9 protein-coding genes and 1 riboswitch are annotated in these 18,710 nt (G+C 38.7%); of the genes, 7 read left to right on the top strand and 2 right to left on the bottom strand.

The window, feature by feature from the left end:
* Positions 1-216 precede the first annotated feature (216 nt).
* The 3 genes from MHH88_RS01305 (at position 217) to MHH88_RS01315 (ending at position 4,285) form a co-directional block, all read left to right on the top strand.
* Positions 217-1,578 (top strand): acetamidase/formamidase family protein, encoded by a 1,362-nt coding sequence (locus MHH88_RS01305; RefSeq protein WP_339261108.1) that lies wholly within the window; start codon positions 217-219, stop codon positions 1,576-1,578.
* Between the two features lie 225 nt (positions 1,579-1,803).
* Entirely contained in the window at positions 1,804-2,358 is a 555-nt protein-coding gene (locus MHH88_RS01310) for an HPP family protein (RefSeq protein ID WP_069508816.1), read from the top strand.
* Between the two features lie 385 nt (positions 2,359-2,743).
* Positions 2,744-4,285, top strand: a complete 1,542-nt coding sequence (locus MHH88_RS01315) for a hypothetical protein (RefSeq protein WP_339261113.1) — start codon at positions 2,744-2,746, stop codon at positions 4,283-4,285.
* An 83-nt stretch (positions 4,286-4,368) separates the two neighbouring features.
* On the opposite strand, the gene MHH88_RS01320 is transcribed toward MHH88_RS01315, so the two are convergent.
* The gene (locus MHH88_RS01320; protein WP_069508820.1) at positions 4,369-5,553 is read right to left on the bottom strand and encodes a CaiB/BaiF CoA-transferase family protein; all 1,185 of its coding nucleotides are present in this window, start codon (positions 5,551-5,553) and stop codon (positions 4,369-4,371) included.
* A gap of 709 nt (positions 5,554-6,262) precedes the next feature.
* Here MHH88_RS01320 and MHH88_RS01325 point away from each other — a divergent pair.
* Positions 6,263-10,510, top strand: coding sequence for an S-layer homology domain-containing protein (locus tag MHH88_RS01325; protein ID WP_339261115.1), 4,248 nt, complete (start codon positions 6,263-6,265; stop codon positions 10,508-10,510).
* A gap of 403 nt (positions 10,511-10,913) precedes the next feature.
* Here MHH88_RS01325 and MHH88_RS01330 read toward each other — a convergent pair whose 3' ends face one another.
* Positions 10,914-12,215, bottom strand: a complete 1,302-nt coding sequence (locus MHH88_RS01330) for a hypothetical protein (RefSeq protein ID WP_339261117.1) — start codon at positions 12,213-12,215, stop codon at positions 10,914-10,916.
* Positions 12,216-12,465: 250 nt separating this feature from the next.
* Here MHH88_RS01330 and MHH88_RS01335 point away from each other — a divergent pair, with 250 nt between their 5' ends.
* The 3 genes from MHH88_RS01335 to thiC all read left to right on the top strand — a co-directional run bounded on the left by MHH88_RS01335 (position 12,466) and on the right by thiC (position 18,671).
* Entirely contained in the window at positions 12,466-14,574 is a 2,109-nt protein-coding gene (locus tag MHH88_RS01335) for a methyl-accepting chemotaxis protein (RefSeq protein ID WP_069508825.1), read from the top strand.
* A 1,042-nt stretch (positions 14,575-15,616) separates the two neighbouring features.
* Positions 15,617-16,546: an AEC family transporter gene (locus tag MHH88_RS01340; protein ID WP_024360749.1), complete on the top strand. Its 930-nt coding sequence runs from the start codon at positions 15,617-15,619 to the stop codon at positions 16,544-16,546.
* Positions 16,547-16,628: 82 nt separating this feature from the next.
* A riboswitch (TPP riboswitch) is annotated at positions 16,629-16,743 on the top strand.
* A 149-nt stretch (positions 16,744-16,892) separates the two neighbouring features.
* Positions 16,893-18,671 carry a phosphomethylpyrimidine synthase ThiC gene (gene thiC, locus MHH88_RS01345; RefSeq protein WP_339261121.1) on the top strand — a complete coding sequence of 593 codons (1,779 nt, stop codon included), beginning with the start codon at positions 16,893-16,895 and terminating at the stop codon, positions 18,669-18,671.
* The last annotated feature ends 39 nt before the right edge of the window (positions 18,672-18,710 follow it).

Here is an 18,710-nt window from a genome sequence, read left to right on the forward strand (position 1 = left end):
GCAGGAACTATCGAACTCGCTGTCGAAATTAATGGTATACGCAGTGATGCGTAGCTATCGTTAAACGCAATAAGCTTTAAATGAAGTCTTCTCACATAGTAGATTTGTTCTTAAATACTAATAATAATGGCTCTCTGCTCGTATAAGTGGAGAGCTCTCTTTTACACTTGTGTAGACTACATAAAATAATTTTTTGGATTGGGAGAGTGAATAAACATGATTACGGAATTACAAATGCATGAAAAAGCTAATCAACCAGAAAATGACGAAAGTGTACAGCAGCCTAAAGCTGTGGAAACATTGTTTGTGAATGAATTCATAGACGGTATTTTAGATCCACAGCAAAAAATGCTAGGTCCTGTCAAAAATGGTGGCACAATTATTGCCAATACGACACCAGGATGTTGGGGGCCGATGTTAACGCCAACCATTCGTGGTGGACACGAAGTAACGAAGCCCGTCTTTGTAGAAGGTGCCGAAGTAGGCGATGCAATTGTTATTACAATAAAATCTATACAGGTAACATCACTTGCAACGGCATCTGGGCATGACGAGGCAATACTTGACCGTTTTATCGGTGATCCGTTCGTATCAGTAAAATGTCCTGGCTGTGGTAAGCTCCATCCATCTACTGTAGTGAATGGAATTGGACCTCAAGCAATACGCTGTTCAACTTGTGATACAGAAACTGCGCCATTTAAAATGACAAATGGTTATACAATGGCACTAGACCAAAAGGGGAATATCGGTTTAACCGTAGGACGAGAGGGTGCAAGACGTATTGCATTGGATGCAAAAAATTATATGCGCACGCCTGAAAACTCTGTGCAAAACCCTGTCGTTGCTCTAGCGCCAAGTGACTTAATCGGCGTCATGGCAAGAATGCGACCATTTTTAGGTCAGCTAGGGACAACGCCTTCGAAGGCGATGCCAGATTCACATAATGCTGGTGATTTTGGCTCATTTTTAATAGGAGCTCCACATGAATATGCATTTACGCAAGCAGAATTAGATACTCATCGAACAGATGGACATATGGATATTAGCCGTGTTCGCGAAGGCGCTACAATTATTTGCCCTGTAAAGGTACCAGGTGGTGGCGTGTACATTGGCGATATGCATGCCATGCAAGGAGACGGTGAAATTGCTGGACATACAACAGATGTCGCAGGAATCGTACAGCTACAGGTAAGTGTATTGAAAAAAGTAGCACTTGAAGGCCCGATATTATTACCAAATGAAGAAGATCTTCCATACACAGCAAAGCCTTTTTCAAAAGAAGAAAAACGTAGAGCCCGCGAACTTGCGGAGGAATTTGGTGTCAAACAGGTGGAAGAAGTGTTCCCTGTGTCTATAGTGGGTACAGGTACAACATTAAATGATGCGACAACTAATGCAATTAGCAGAGCCGCAAAACTATTTGACATGAGTGAGCCGGAAGTAATGAATCGTGCAACCATTACGGGTTCCATTGAAATCGGCCGCCATCCAGGTGTCGTTACGGTAACATTCCAAGTTCCGAAGACGGTGCTAAAAAAAGCACGAATATACAAACCGATTAAAAAGCAATATGATTAAAAACAGGTAAAAATGAAAACTCTTAACACAAAAACGAGAGCTTAAATTCTTCCAGCACGAGCCTAGTGTACACTGGGCTCGTGCTTTACTATTTTAACTTTTCAGCATTGTCAAAAATATGAAGTTCTAAAATTGAAATCTTATTTTTAGCTGATATAATAGAAAAAGCTTCTACATGTATATAGGATGACAATTCATATAAAGTTGATTTCTAGGATGGTGACTATGGCTGATTTTGTACGTTTACAAGAAAAAGAAGTAAAAAATCATCGCTTTAAAGCCTATTTAGCTAAGATGAGTGGAGGTGGACATGCTCCTTCTAGAACTAATTTTGCGGATGCGCTAACAGGTGCTGCTGGTGGCTTACTATGCATCTTTGTATTACTTTGTTTAACAAACTATACAGGGACACCTTGGTTAATGGCATCACTTGGGGGGAGCTGTGTACTGGTATTTGTCGTATGGAATGCGCCGCTGTCACAACCTCGAAATATTATAGGTGGGCATATGATTTCAGCTTTTATCGGCGTGGCGATGTATTCATTATTAGGTTCGAGCGTGATTTCGATTAGCCTTGCAGTCGGTTTGACTATTTTCTTTATGGCACTTGCTGGGATGATACATCCACCGGCAGGAGCGAACCCGATTATCATTATTTTAGGTGGCTACGGCTGGAGCTATTTAATAATGCCGGTATTCATAGGGGCAGTGATTATTGTCATTTTTGGCTTGCTAATTAATAATTTGCGACAAACGAGAAAGTACCCACAATTTTGGTAAACAAATTTTTAAAAAAATTTTTTATCAAAATGTGTAACTATTTTGTTTCATTGTCCGTCTATTCCTACGAAGTAAAGTATAAAGTGTTCTTTTGAAACACATATACTTTAAATATTTAATAAATGGACGTTACTTAAAATAGCGTCAGCAATGAGCCGTCTAAGACAACGCACTGGGCTACCAACTTAAGAGCAGTTGTCAGATGCGCTCATTTGCCTTAATATAAAATGTAATGAGCTTTGTAAGCTTATCAATGTTACTAAATAGAGCTAAAGTGTTTGTCTTGATGAACACTTTAGCTCTTTTGTCTGTGCTTACTCATAACTTAATAGCATATGTTGGATAGGATTTGTTATATTGAAGAAAGAATGAAAATAATTTTAAAATGAATTATATCATGATAGGGGAAGATCTTTGTTGCGTGAAATTGATGGGGGGCTCTGGTTGTATGCTGTTGGATTGTGATGAACAATTATTCATAACATATAGACAAAGTGGCGAAAACGGAGCCGAAAAATTACTTTCAAAATGGGCAGAGGCTGAGATTACATCACAAGCTGATCCTAAAATATTAGGTTCTGCTTTGTCACCACAATTATTTTTAGTGAATGAAGAAGCGGCGATGAACATTGCATTTTCGACAGCTCGAAAATATTGGGGGCGTGTTTCTACGACGTTACAACTATTTTTTACTAAGCAGGGTCTTGATACAAAATATGTGAATGAACGGCTGAATGCCTTTTTTTACACTCAAAAAGGGAAGGAAATCTTTTTTGAGCAACTTTTTGCCCAGCATACAATGGATTTGGAGCGTTTAGTTTGGCTTGTGTTTGGCAAGCGATGGCAGGTACAGTTGCCCGAAGATGACTTACAAACGATTTATTTATATAAATTTGAAAATGATTATTTTGTGCATATGATTTATAAAGAAAATCATTTATTTTGGCATTGGCTGTTTATGAAAAAAGTTTATTCACTGCTTATCCACAAACCATTAGAACAATTCACATTTATTTATGAAATTATGGGGCATTTTGAACAATCTTCAGCAATTACTTATACACATGTGAATAACTTTGTGTATAATTACAGAAAAAATCTGGATAAGTGCATAACTTATGTGGATAAATGCAATTCTTCCTGTTTAGCGAAAAAACAATTACGTCTTTATCAAATTGTGACCCACTATCGGCTGTCAGAGGGGCAATATCAACATATTAAAGATTTAATTACTTCATTTGAGGCTGATTGGCGTTATTCTATGTATGCATTAACAGAGAAAGAAAAAGTCTTAATTGCCTATATTTTACTGCATATAGCGCATCAAGAACGGGATTATGACAATGTTCTTCGGTATGGCGAATATTTATTAGAAGATGAACGGCTTAATAACTACGCTATCGAAATTTTGCTAGAATATAAGGATTTACTGCCAAATCGAAAGCCAACACCGCCTGCCATTATTAAAAATTATCATCTTAATTATTTAGAAAATTTGTATGCGGTATTGCTAGATACGTATGTCAGAATGGAACGTTACGGAGAGGGGCTACTGCTCTTAAAAGAACATGTACTGGCATCCAATAAAAAAATAAACGCCGTACTGGTACAGCAAGACTACAGTAAAGAGCAATTAATCGCTCTTGAGGCATCTGTGCAAAAGGATATTGCCCTTCATGTTAATAACTCATTACAACATATTGGACTATCTGTGGAAGAATGGCGCCAACATTATCGTCAACCTGATAGCCCGTATTATTTAGTCGCTCAAAGCGCTTCATTGCATATGATTAATATATTAAAAATTCTTTTTGTTACGGAACAATTTGAGCTATTTGAGAAATTAATCGAAGTATATAAAAAATATTTACTTGTTGAAGACCATTTCGAACAATTACGGATATTTATTCGTGCGTATGTGCAATAGATAAAAGAGTGTCCATTGAAGTCAAACAATGACTTATTGGACACTCTTTTAATTTTTTAAATTGTTTGCGTGCCTGGCACTGCTTACTCTAAAACCCCTTTTTCTTGAAGTGCGTTGATTTGTTCAGCACTATAGCCAAGTGATGTAAGTACTTCTTCGTTATGTTCACCAAGCTTTGCGCCAACATGCTTGTACGCTGGATTGACGCCATCAAATTTAAAAGCAGATGCAATTTGTTTTTGCGTCGTACCATCGTTTTTCGGAATCTCCACAATCATGCCACGAGCTTGTAATTGTGGATGCTCGCATGCTTCTGGAAAAGTTAACACTGGCTCGACACAACCTTCAAAATCTTCATTAAAGACTTCAAGCCATTCGTTGTAGGTTTTCGATAAAAAGGCATCATGCACAGCCTCTTTAAAGCGAATTTGTGTATAGTACGAATCATTAAACGTATTATCAATTAGTTCAGGAATATCTAGTGCTTCACAGAGCAACCTACGAAACTGTGGCTCAAGACTGCCCACAGAGAAAAATCGACCATCCTTTGTTTTATAAAAATCATAGTAGCTACCGCCATTTAAAATTTCTTGTTCAGGTTGTGGTATACGACCACCGCCGATATAGGCAGAGCCATACATTGCGTTAAGAGAAAATACCGCATCGGTCATACTAATATCAACAAACTGGCCTTCTCCAGTTTTTTCACGGTGCAGTGCAGCAGCAAGTACCCCGATGGCAGCATGCATCGTACCGCCAGCAATATCTGCTAGCTGAATCCCCATAGAAACGGGCTTTTTGTCTTTATGACGAGAGTAATCGAGCACTCCTGCTAGTGCCAAATAATTATTATCATGCCCAGGTCGGTTGCTATACGGACCCGTTTGACCATAGCCTGTAATTGCACAATAAATCAATTTTGGATTCACTTCTTTTAACGTTTCATAGCCGATACCAAGTCTTTGCATGACCCCTGGTCGAAAACCTTCAATGATAACGTCATATTCTTGTACGAGTGTCTTTACAATTTCTATAGCCTCAGGCGCTTTCAAATTCAATGTAAGAGACTTTTTAGAACGATTCAAGTGTTGATGAATATATGCCTCATGATCTTCATCATAGGGAGGCATAATACGCGTTAAGTCAACACGTTTGGAGGATTCTACATGAATAACCTCCGCACCTAGGTCAGCAAAAATCATTGTCGCCATTGGCCCTGGTAGTAATGCAGAAAAATCGAGAATTTTTAACCCCTTTAAAATACCCAAATCTTCCAACCCCTTTTTGTGTAGGCTACAATGCAGTCGTTTAACAAGCATTGGTAGCGCTTTTCTCATTATCCCCATAGTGTGAAAAGCAAGTTTTATACCATTCTGTATTAATACAGATTTTATTTATTTTAATCAGTATTATAACAGATGAACAATTAGATTGACTATGTTAATTTTCATTATAAATTAATTTATCAGAAAATTATATGTCAGAATAACAATAAAAGTAAAAAAATTTAGAATTTAGATGGTGGAGGACACGCACTGGTAGTGAAAGCTGGTAGAAATGCTGATAATGGGAGGAAATCGCTGATAGAATTTTCATAAAAAAGATGTTTACATTTTTTATTTAAGGGTACTTGATTAATGTGACGATTAGTTGGGCAAGCTTAAGTATAAGTCATCCTCGTGTGACAAACGCATACTACTAAATTGATACGTAAACTCGGGACACATCTCTCGATCAAACTTGACAAGACTTAAGGTTATCCCCCTTTCCCTTATGACAAAACAAGTATGATATGATGTATGCCTATATTTTGTTAAAGCCAAGAGAGCACCGATGCTTCTTGGCTTTTTAATTTGGCCAATACTTTCTTCCATTATTTTAGAAATACTATGAAGGTTCGCTATCTACCTGTCGATATAAAGGGTATGATGAAAATGAAGTTTGTGCGTATCAATTATATGTGAAAGGAAGAGTGAGATGGATAAAACAAAAATCCAAAAAGTGAACAAAGCACTGATCGCAACTGTTTTTGCTACTAGCGGGATTGCTGTTGTCGTACCACCACCACAAAAAGTAGCAGCAGCTACTTCACCATTTGTAGATATTAACCAATATTCAAGTCACTATGACAATATTTTAAAACTATATGCTCAAGGTGCAATTAGTGGATTTGCAGATAAAACATTCCGACCAAATCAAAATGTAACACGTGGTCAAGCAGCAAAAATGCTAGCTACGGTTTTAAAGTTAGATTTAAAAAATGTAGAAGATCCCTATTTTAGAGACGTACCAAAGAGCAATGAATATTATAAGTATGTAGCGGCGTTGCAAAATGCAGGCATTATGTCTGGTTATGCGAATGGTACATTTATGCCAAATGAAGTCATTACACGCGGGCAACTAGCCAAAATTTTAGTGCTTGGCTTTAAATTCGAGGTAGCATCGAATTTTAATCATAGTTTCCAAGATATTAATAGCCAAACAAGCAATGCTTACTATATTCAAACATTAGTAGATTTAAAGATTACAGAAGGAACAACACCTGTCACATTTTCTCCGTTCAATGCAGTAACTCGAGGTCAAATTGCTTCTTTTATTGTTCGTTCCCAAGAGAAAAAGGGGAATGTATCAACTTATAAGATTACTGGTGTTGAAGATGATACTGTTTACATAAATTCTGAACCTTATTCAGTACCTGAAAGCCTTTCACATATTTTCAATGAATACAATGCAGATGTATTAAAGGGTGCATTTATTGAGGGAGATATTTCAGGGAAATCTATTTATTCAGTTGCAAAGTTAACGTTGAATGCAAGCGGGACAAGCTCTCGAAAGTTACAGTTTGACGGTGACTATAAATCGTTTGGTGGCACAATCGTTGTCAATGGGAACTATATTGATTTCGATAATGTTACGCTAACTGGCACAATGTTAGTAAATGAAACAGTTCGTCCACCTTTACATTTAGATGTTTCGTACTATAAGCCATTAGCAATTGGCCGTGTAGCAAGCAATAATTTTTCATTTATTAACTGGTCAAATCCAGATAAGCCAGAGGATGAAAGCTCTAATAGCAACCCATCAGGCGATCTTCAAAACTGGACTGATTCCAATCAAAATCCAGATAAGAACAAACCTTTTGAAAACTGGTCAAAAGACAAAGTGACAATGAAAAATGTCGAAAAGAGCATTGAGTTTTACAATAGTACCGTATCACGACTTGTTGTGTCGCAAAGCGGTACAAAAATTGAAACAAATACAAAATTACCGCGTGTTGATATTATTGGAAACGTACGTGAGTTTGAAATCCAAGGTAATATCGGTACGTTAAATTTAGATACAGAAACAGCCCTTACTATATACGGAGATAGCAATATCGACTGGATAAATTACAATAGCTATACCGATTTACAACTGTATATTGATGGTCGCGTAGGCACGCTTTATGTAGATAATGCATATGGCTGGGTTGATATCGGTGATTACACATATATCGATAAAGTAATTCTGCCAAAAGACGAAGGACCAAATAATATTTTTGATGACTTCTTAAATGATAAAGATAATGTGGGGAATATTACTGACCCTGACGGTAAACCAATCGATAAAGATGATATTGATAACCAAAAGCCAGCGGATAAAACAAAACCGTTAATTGATATTACCAAGTTAACGGTCTTAAATGGTAGCGATGTTCAAGTAGAGTTTACGTCAGATAAAGTAGGAACGTATTACTATATTGTGCGAGAAAAGGGCGTAGAAGTACCAACTAAACGAGAAATGGTTAATCGCATTTCTACAGATAATGCTGCAAGTGGCACGGGTGCAGCGGTAAACGGTAAAAATACGTTCAAAATTTCTAATTTAGGTGAGAAAAAAGAATACGTTGTCTATGTCATGGTAGTGGACGGAGCGAAAAATGCTTCAGATATTAAATCGCAATCGTTCCAAATGAAAGATTCATCGCCACCATCGGTAAAATCGCTAACGGTAACCCCTCTACATGGTGGAACACGAGCGGAGTTTACATTTACGGCGAGTGAACCTGGGGAATACTTCTACTATGTACGTAAAAAGACAACTGCCGCCGATCCGACAACTGCAGATGTAATAGGTAACCCAACAGGTAAAGGGAAGGCACTTGCAGGTAAATTAGGAATTTCCGGATTGCTGACAGGATTAGACCCTGAACAAGAATATCAACTTTTTGTAGTGATGAAGGATGATTCAGGGAACAATTCAATTGATCCTATTCCAAAAGAAGCAATCAAAGAATTCAAAACAGGTGCTTTAGACAATCTACCTCCATATATTGTGGGTGGAGAGCTCTTTTTACAAGATGAAATTAAAAATGAATTTTATGTAACGGTCAGTGAGGAGTTAGATCCGATTGCAGCTGAAAAAGTTGAAAACTATGAACTGACGGGAACAGGTATTGTCAATCAAGGATTACAAAAGCCAATTCGACCAGAAAAGGTTGTATATAATAAAGCTCAAAAAAGATTAACGTTCACTATCCCTTCTTTAACAGGTTTCGTTAATGGAGATAACTTGGTTGTAACGATATCTCCAAATGTAAAAGACCTTGCTGATAATGAATTCGAAAATATTAACAATACACCAGTGAATACTGTTCCACGCAATACTGCAGAATATATTCATAAAGATGGTGAGTGGCCATATTTAACGATTATTGGAGAACCTGCTATTAACGCTGCTAAAGACCAAACACTAGTCGAATTTAATGCGACAAAAGCGGGAACCTACCATTATTTAATTATGGAATCCGATTTAAATTTAACAAGAGATGACCGTCTACGATTAATCGAAGCTGTACAACTAAATGCAAAAGATTTTAATGTAGGGGGCAAAAATATCCCGATTATCGGTAGTGGTGGCAATAAACCAGCACAATTAGGGAAACAAAAGGTAACAGTTCCGCTTCCTAATACAATTCCGCCGTTAGATCCGTTTAAGAGCTATTCCATTTATATGGTGTTGAGAGACCGTTCAGGAAATGTCTCGGATATTCAAACAAAACATGTAATTGATGACCGTACACCTCCTGTTATTGACAATACGTCAATTAAAATATTGGAAGGTGATCGGAAAGCAACCTTTAAATTTATGTCAGATGAGGATGGTTCGTATTACTACGTCCTTCGAAAGGTTGGCGATCCTACGCCTGGACCAACAACGCCTGAAGAAGTAATGGCTAAGGGAATTACGAGCAGCATGCGTAAAGATACCAATGAGATTTCTTTAACGCTTGAGCCACATCAAGAGTATGAGCTATATGTAGCAGTAAAAGACCGATATAATAATGTCACGATGGTACAAAAAGGGACAGAATCAAAAGTTTACACATTTGATGAGAAGCAAAATAAACTTATAACTCTAACGCCTGGTTCAAATGGTACGGGTGTTATGAAATATACATTCTTTGCAGATGGGACACCACCAAAGGTAGAAGATCCAATCTATAAACGAATTGATGGCAAAACATTTGAAGTAACATTTTCAGAGGCTGTTGATACAGGATTTGATTTTAAATTAGTACAACCAGGTACAACAACGCCTATTTCACCAACTTACACACATAGCTGGAAAGATGTTACGGGTACAAATGATTGGGAATCTCGCAAGCTCATTATCAAGTTTAATACCGAAGTAAAAGAAAGCTTCGATATTAGTGTCAATGCTGCAGCGAAAGATAAAGGCGGTTGGACATTTAGTAAGGATCGAGCAGAATATAAATATCCTACAAAAGAGAATACAATTACTTCTGCGACATTATTACCAGATACGCAATTCCCAAGTAATTTAAATATTTCTAAGAAAGTTGAAGTTGTTGCGAATCTGAATGCCGATATTACATGGGATCAACAGTATTACTATGCTGTACTGAACAAAGGATATGATCTAACGCCTGATAATGTTATGGATGTTATTACGAAAGCAGATAGTAATAACTTTACGTATATTCCTGGGGGAGCAATTGTTTCCTATGGTAAAGGTAAGATTACAGCGCCTTCTGATGCAAGTTCTGCGAAGACTTTCACAGCGATTCAAACAGGTAGTGATCCAAATTCAACAAACGTATTCCAAAAAGATCAACGAATTTATCTATTCACGAAAGATAAATATGGAAATATTGTGTATGCAAAAGCTTCAACAGATCCAGCAGCTTTAGATTATGTATTAATTCAACCTAGAACACAATAAATATAAAAAGAGAAAGAGGCTGGGACATAAGAGAAAAAGTGTTAGATTGACTGCCATCAATCTAACACTTTTTTGCTATGCCGTTGTTGTCCGCTACGGCGGTGCTTTCCGCGGGCACACCGTAAGCCGCAACCCTCGCTAACGCGCGGTCTGTTGCGTCTAACATTATGTGCTGTTCCCGCTGGAGTCACCGCCTTCGCTACCAACAACTAGTGAACACTTCTAATTTTTTTAATTACAAAAGCAAGAATAGCTAAGGTCTCCATATAGCAAAAAATTATGAACACCTTTCGTCTGTTTCTTAAATTTTTTTAGTTATGTCCCAGCCCCTTTATGTTTAATTGTGGTTTATTTGAAATGACAAATCCCACACCACTAAGACAGGGTATGGGATTTCTATAAGTTAGTTTCTAATAATTTGGAACGTACCAGAAGTTTGAGTTTCTATAATATATTGATTGCCATTGACTGTATAGGAAACAGGCTCTTGGTCACCAAATTCATTGAGCTGAACAATGGAAGCATTGTCAGGTAAATTTTCTAAAATGATTTCGATATTCGCATCAAATTTAACAGGTTTATTATTTAATACTGCTTGGAAAGTAATGCGATTTAAGTTTCTTGTCAGCTGAACATCCATTACGCCCGAATCCTTATTAACAAGTGTATTGAGCGGTGGGATGATTAAGACCATATTAGCTTTCGTTGTTAAAACAAAACGTTCATTTGTATTTTCAGAATCCGCAACATTAATTTTTGCTTTATATGTGTTTTTTCTACTTTTAGACATTAGTGTATTTTTACCTGGTACTGCTGCCGAGTCTGACAATGTTGGTGTAGTGATTGACTGGTCATTTTCAGGTAGTTTATATTTCCCTTTTACAAAGTCGACTAATTTCCAAACGTTTGGAACAAGCTGTTGTTGTACGGGTGTTAATGCTTCAAAAGCGTTTTTTGCTGCTTGGACATCCTGTGTTGTAGACGTTTTTGGCGATAAGGCAGCAATGGCATTTTCTACTTGCTTCGCTGCGGATTTATCCAATTGAACGACTTGTTCGGCATCTAATAATTGTTTTTCAATCCCTGCAGGTAAAACAACATTGGAGAATTTTCGCAATGCATTATACTCAGCCCGTGCTTCTGCCACATCTTTATGGAAGCTAAGTCGAGAAGAGTTTAACAATTGAATTTTATTAACAACTTTATCAACAGAAGTATTAGGTGTAATTGTTGACGTCAGTATTTTTTGTGTTGCGTCACTTACAAAGGTTTTTTGCGCAGCATTTAACCTATTGTACCAATCTCTCGTTTCAATTACATTTTGATAATAGTTAACAGAAGTAGAGTCAACGGAAGCTAATTTTTCTTCTATTTGTGCAGCTAGTCGGCGATAACTTACTCTTGTTTGTTGATGATTGGATAGTGTCCCATAATTCGTTACATATTGCTTTTCAGTTTCTGTTAACGCATTGTATGCCTTTAGTGCAGCTTCTAAGTATGGCTGAAACGAGAAGGATGTATCATTAATATTGGAGATCAACTGGATAACGTTGTTAACATTAGAATTATAGTAATTATTATATATGTAAGCAGTCTTGGCATGTGCCGAATGATCAGCAGCTGAGGCAGACGTTATAGGTGTTGAATAGATAAGTGAAGGTACTGCTACTAGTGCAAGCAAGGCTAGGTTTCTTTTGTGTTTCATATGGGCAAACCTCCTATATTTTATACTTAATTTTATCATAGCTTAAGGATTTTTTATGCATATTTTAGCTGAATAGGTAAAAAGGTCCGATGTTTTTTTAAGCTCAATACGTCTTATTTATGACAAATATGATTGTAAACAGACTGTATTAATTGAAAACTTTGCGTTGCTTGGTAAATTCAGTGAAACTTTTATTGTTATACTACCAATGATACATTATGATTATTTTATAAAAATGGAGGTGTTTGTAATGAAAAAATCCAAAAGTATTGCATTAAAGCTCACTTCTTTAATTTTAGGTGTATTTTTAGTATTATTTGTTGCTTATACATTGGTAACTAGCGCTACTCTGCATACTCAAAGTGTTGATGATTCAGAGAAGGCAACGCTGCAAAATGCGGAGTTATCTGCTGCAAAAATGAGCGAACGGTTTAAAAAAGCTAATGATACATTACAAACAACAAAACGTATTGTTGAAGCAATGGAAAAAAATGATGCGCTTTCGACAGAAAGTGTAATGGATATACTGAATACGAATTTAACGAATAATGATGATTTACTTGGTGTAGGGGCCGTTATAGAGAATGGTGCAGTAAAAGTTGGACCAACTACTGATACGGCATTAATTGATGTGAAAAATCGCTTTATTCCTTATCTAACTAAAGATGGCAACCAAATCAACACAGACCCTATAGAAGGAATTGACGATCCGAAAGCCGAAGATGCTTGGTATCGGATTCCAAAAGGAGAAGGGCGTGCTGTATTAACAGAGCCATATGATTATAATGTGAACGGTAAAACTATCTCGATGACGACTATTTCTGTGCCACTGTATAACGCATCAGGTACATATTTTGGCGTGTTAACGGCAGACTTATCTATCGACTTTTTAAAGGAGTTAGCTGACTCTATTCAGCCTGATGGTGGTTATGCAGGCATTATTACAGATCAAGGTATGTTAACAGTCAATAGTATTAACGAAAAGCTAGATGGGACGAATATGCAGGATGCAGTTGATTGGGCAAGCATTAGACAATCTATGGATGAAGGAAAACCGGACAGTCTTTATGTAGACTCTAAGCAGCTTGGAGAAAAATCATTTAATGCTTTTGCTCCAATGATGTTAGAAAATATTGATGAGGTATGGTCAGTGCAATTAGTTTTACCTAATTCCAAAATATTAGAAACGTATAATAAAATCCTTGTTTTCACGATTGTATCAGCAATTATTATGGTAATTTTAATGGCCGCTGCTAGTGCAATGTTTATATATAAGCAGTTGAAGCCTTTAAAGGTTTTACGTACATCGATTGAAACAGCAGCAGAAGGCGATTTAACGAAAAAGATAGATGATAAATTTATAAAATCCGATGAAATTGGCGCTGTTGCATTAGCTTATAATAATATGCTGGATAAGACGAATGATGCCATACATACGGTATTAAATTCTTCAACATTGCTCAATCAATCATCGGACCATGTTCATGAAGCCTTTAATGAAATTGTAGCATCAAGTCAAGAAGTATCTGTCGCAATTAACGAAATAGCGCAAGGTGCATCAAAACAATCAGAGGATACAGAAGAAACGAATTATCGAATGATTGACTTATCTGACCAAATTGACGCCATTACAAGGCTGTCAAAGCAAATGGACGAGCTGTCAATCAAAACACAAACTTCTACAGAACAGGGCATGAAAGAAGTGGAAAGTTTACGTGACCGAAATGCGGAAACGAATGAAATGAATGGACGTATCCAACGTCAAATGGAATCTTTGTCTAGCAATATTAACAATATCAATCAAATTATTGCATCTATTCAAGGAATAACAGAGCAAACGAATCTATTAGCACTGAATGCAAGTATAGAAGCTGCTCGAGCGGGAGAACATGGGAAAGGCTTTGCAGTAGTAGCAGAGGAAGTGCGTAAACTGGCAGAGCAGTCTAAAAACGAAACAGAAGTCATTAAACAAACGGTCTCTAGCATCCTAGCAGATTCAAAGCAAACGGTATCCGTTATTGCTTCCAATGCAAGCTTAATGCAAGCGCAAAATGAATCGGTACAAAATACAGAGTTAGCTTTTAAAGATAATAACGAGCTATCTCAATCAATTGCAACAGCAATTAACGAACTACTGTCAGAGCTTTCACAAATGTTGGAGCAAAAAGACCAAGCCATTACGGCGATTCAAAGTATTTCCGCTGTTTCAGAGGAAACTGCTGCTTCAGCAGAACAGGTGAGTGCATCAGCCGCAGACCAACAAGCAGAAATGGAAAAAGTCGCAGAATCTATCAACAACATGAACCAAATTTCTAAAGAACTCCAAGAGGTCGTGAATCGATTTAAACTTGCTAAATAAAGCGAGATGGAGATACACGCAAAGTAGAGAGGGTTTACCTGCAGGGTTGAGAGATTTCCCTGTGGAGCAGAGAGATTTCCCCGCGAAGCAGAGAGATTTCCCCGCGGAGCAAGGAGATTTCCCCGCGGAGCAAGGAGATTTACCCGCGGAGCAAGGAGATTTACCGCGGGGCATAGAGGTTTACCCGCGAAGCAGGGAGGTTTACTCGCGAAGCAGGGAGGTTTACCCGCGGAGCAGAGAGATTTACCCGCGGAGCAGAGAGATTTACCCGCGGAGCAAGGAGATTTCCCCGCGGAGCAGGGAGATTTACCCGCGAAGCAAGGAGATTTCCCGCGGAGCAGAGAGATTTCCCCGCGGAGCAAGGAGGTTTACCCGCGAAGCAAGGAGATTTCCCCGCGGAGCAAGGAGATTTCCCCGCGGAGCAAGGAGATTTCCCCGCGGAGCAAGGAGATTTCCCCGCGGAGCAAGGAGGTTTCCCCGCGGAGCAAGGAGATTTCCCCGCGGAGCAAGGAGATTTCCCCGCGGAGCAAGGAGATTTACCCGCGAAGCAGGGTGATACCCGTGGAGCAAAGAGATTTCCCCGCGGAGCAGGGTGATTTATCCGCGGAGCATAGAGGTTTACCCGCGAAGCAAGGAGATTTACCCGCGAAGCAAGGAGGTTTACCCGCGAAGCAAGGAGATTTACCCGCGAAGCAGGGTGATACCCGTGGAGCAAAGAGATTTCCCCGCGGAGCAGGGTGATTTATCCGCGGAGCATAGAGGTTTACCCGCGAAGCAAGGAGATTTACCCGCGAAGCAAGGAGGTTTCCCCGCGAAGCAGGGAGGTTTCCCCGCGAAGCATAGAGGTTTACCCGCGGGGCAAGGAGTTTACCCGCGGAGCAAGGAGGTTTCCCCGCGAAGCAGAGCAAAAACCTACAAACATAAAAAGGAGCTGTCCTAGCAAGGGACAGTCCTTTTTTATGTAAACTTATACTAGCGGCGGAGCATTGACCCATGTTGTGAACAGTTTTACTATAGAAAGAGATGAAAGGGGGTCACCTCCATGATGTATCTCGGTATGATTTTCTTTAAAATAGTTGCCCCTATTTTAGTGTTGCTTGTACTTGGTGCATTTTTACAAAAGAAATTTTCTTTTAATTTGAAAGCATTATCTCAGCTTATTACGTATTGTTTTATGCCAGCTGCTGTATTTGTGAATTTATATGAAACAAGTGTGGAGTTATCAGTGCTAGGGGAAGTGGCATTATTTATTGTGCTCTTTATCGGCAGTCAAATGGTGCTTAGTCATTTTTTAGCGAAGGGGCTTGGACTAGCGAAAACAGAGACGGCAGTTTTTAAAAATAGTGTTGTCCTTATTAACTCTGGCAACTATGGTATTCCAGTAGCACAAATGATTTTCGCAACGCAGCCAATTGGGGTGGCAATTCAAGTGATTCTCGTTATTTTTCAAAATATGACGACTTATACATATGGTTTATATAATTTAATCTCGTCGACTAAATCAGGGATGGCAATCATAAAGGACTTCCTGAAAATGCCCATTATTCATGCCCTTATAATAGGCGTGGCAATGAATTTCTTTAATATTGGCATTCCACAATTTATCCGTATTCCTATTGACCACGTAGCAGATGGCTTTATTGCTGTAGCTCTTATTACACTGGGTGCACAACTATCACAGCTTGAAATCAAATCCATGTTTAATAAAACGGTGTTTGTTAGCTGCATTACACGTCTAGTAGTAGGTCCAGCTGTTGCATTGCTTATTATTTTTGTCCTCGGTTTAGATGGTGTTGTCGCCCAGTCACTTTTCATTGCAAGTGCTTTTCCGACCTCACGTAATAGCTCAAGCTTGGCATTAGAATATGATGTTGAGTCGGCAACTGCTGCGCAAACGGTTCTTTTTTCAACAATTGTTAGCTGTCTTACAGTAACAATTGTCATTTATCTAGCAGAACTGCTATTTACGTAATTACTCGAGGATAATAGCAAGATAAATCTAATTATAACTTCCATCTATTAGAAAAATCTGTTACACTATCATCAAACTGAATAGCTATAACTAGGGGAGTCCGATGAGTCGGGCTGAGAGGGAAACGCATAGAGGTTTCTTGACCCTTTGGACCTGATCTGGCTCATACCAGCGTGGGAAAGTTAATGAACATCGCACTCCTAGAATTTTTTGCGATAAATAAACCTTACATGTACAGCCGGATCCAATATTTTTGGATTCGGCTTTTTATTTGTAATGCTACCTATTGGCGTGAGCTAGATTCGGTCCTTTTTAAACATTTATGGAAAAGGGAGCGGAATACTATATGACAACAGTTAGCGAAAAGAACATTGCCATTATGACAAGTTTTGACGGAAGCAAAAAAGTATATGTAGAAGGAACACGCCCAGATATTTTAGTACCGATGCGTGAAATTCAGCTAAGCCCAACAACAGGTAGTTTTGGAGAAGAGAATAATGCACCAGTGCGTGTTTATGATACGAGCGGTCCTTATACGGACCCAACTTACAAAGTAGATATTACAAAAGGTTTACCAGCATTGCGTAGTGCGTGGATTAAAGAACGTGGAGATGTAGAGGAGTACGAAGGGCGTACGATTAAACCAGAGGATAATGGTTTCCGCAAAGCAGATGATCCACGTATGAAGGAAAATGTTTTCCCGGAGCTTTCCCGAAAACCATTACGTGCGAAAAAAGGCTGCAACGTGACACAACTGCATTATGCGAGACAAGGAATTATTACCCCGGAAATGGAATTTGTAGCGATTCGTGAACATGTTGAACCAGAATTTGTACGTGCAGAAATTGCTGCAGGACGTGCCATTATGCCATCTAATATTAATCATCCAGAGGCAGAGCCGATGATTATTGGCCGAAACTTTCATGTCAAAATTAATGCCAATATTGGTAATTCGGCTGTTTCCTCCTCTATAGCAGAGGAAGTTGAAAAAATGACATGGGCTACACGATGGGGCGCAGATAATATAATGGATCTATCTACTGGCAAGCATATTCATACAACCCGCGAATGGATTATTCGTAATGCGGCTGTACCTGTAGGAACTGTGCCAATTTATCAGGCACTTGAAAAGGTCAATGGTGTAGCGGAGGATTTAACATGGGAAGTGTATCGTGATACGTTGATCGAGCAAGCGGAACAAGGGGTGGATTACTTTACGATTCACGCAGGCGTGTTGCTTCGTTATGTACCACTCACAGCTAATCGCGTAACGGGCATTGTGTCGCGTGGTGGTTCGATTATGGCTCAATGGTGTCTGTTCCATCACCAAGAAAACTTCTTATATACCCATTTTGAAGAAATTTGTGAAATTATGAAAACGTATGATGTTGCTTTTTCATTAGGGGATGGTTTACGCCCAGGCTCAATTGCTGATGCCAATGATGAGGCACAGTTTGCGGAGCTTGATACGTTAGGAGAGTTAACGCAAATTGCATGGAAACATGATGTACAAGTAATGGTAGAGGGACCTGGGCACGTACCGATGCATCTCATTAAAGAAAATATGGACAAACAATTGGAAGTTTGCAAAGAAGCACCTTTTTACACATTGGGGCCTCTTACAACGGATATCGCGCCAGGCTATGACCATATTACATCTGCCATTGGCGCAGCGATGATTGGCTGGTTTGGCACAGCGATGCTATGTTATGTGACACCGAAAGAACATTTAGGCTTACCAAATCGAGAAGATGTTCGTGTAGGGGTCATTACCTATAAAATTGCGGCACACGCGGCTGACTTAGCGAAAGGGCACCCTGGGGCACAACAAAGAGATGATGCGCTATCCAAAGCGCGATTTGAGTTCCGCTGGCGCGATCAGTTTAACTTATCACTAGACCCAGAACGAGCAGTAGAATATCACGATGAAACATTACCTGCAGAGGGAGCAAAAACAGCCCATTTCTGCTCAATGTGTGGCCCTAAGTTTTGCAGTATGAGAATTTCTCAAGATATTCGTAACTATGCTAAAGAAAAAGATTTAAATACGACAGAAGCTATCCATCAAGGAATGAAGGAAAAGGCTCAAGAGTTTAAAAAAGCTGGTAGCCAATTGTATCAATAACAAAAGAAATAACCGATAAACCGTAGACAACATCTGATT

The organism is Lysinibacillus sp. FSL K6-3209 (assembly GCF_037976175.1).
Taxonomy (GTDB): domain Bacteria; phylum Bacillota; class Bacilli; order Bacillales_A; family Planococcaceae; genus Lysinibacillus; species Lysinibacillus sphaericus_D.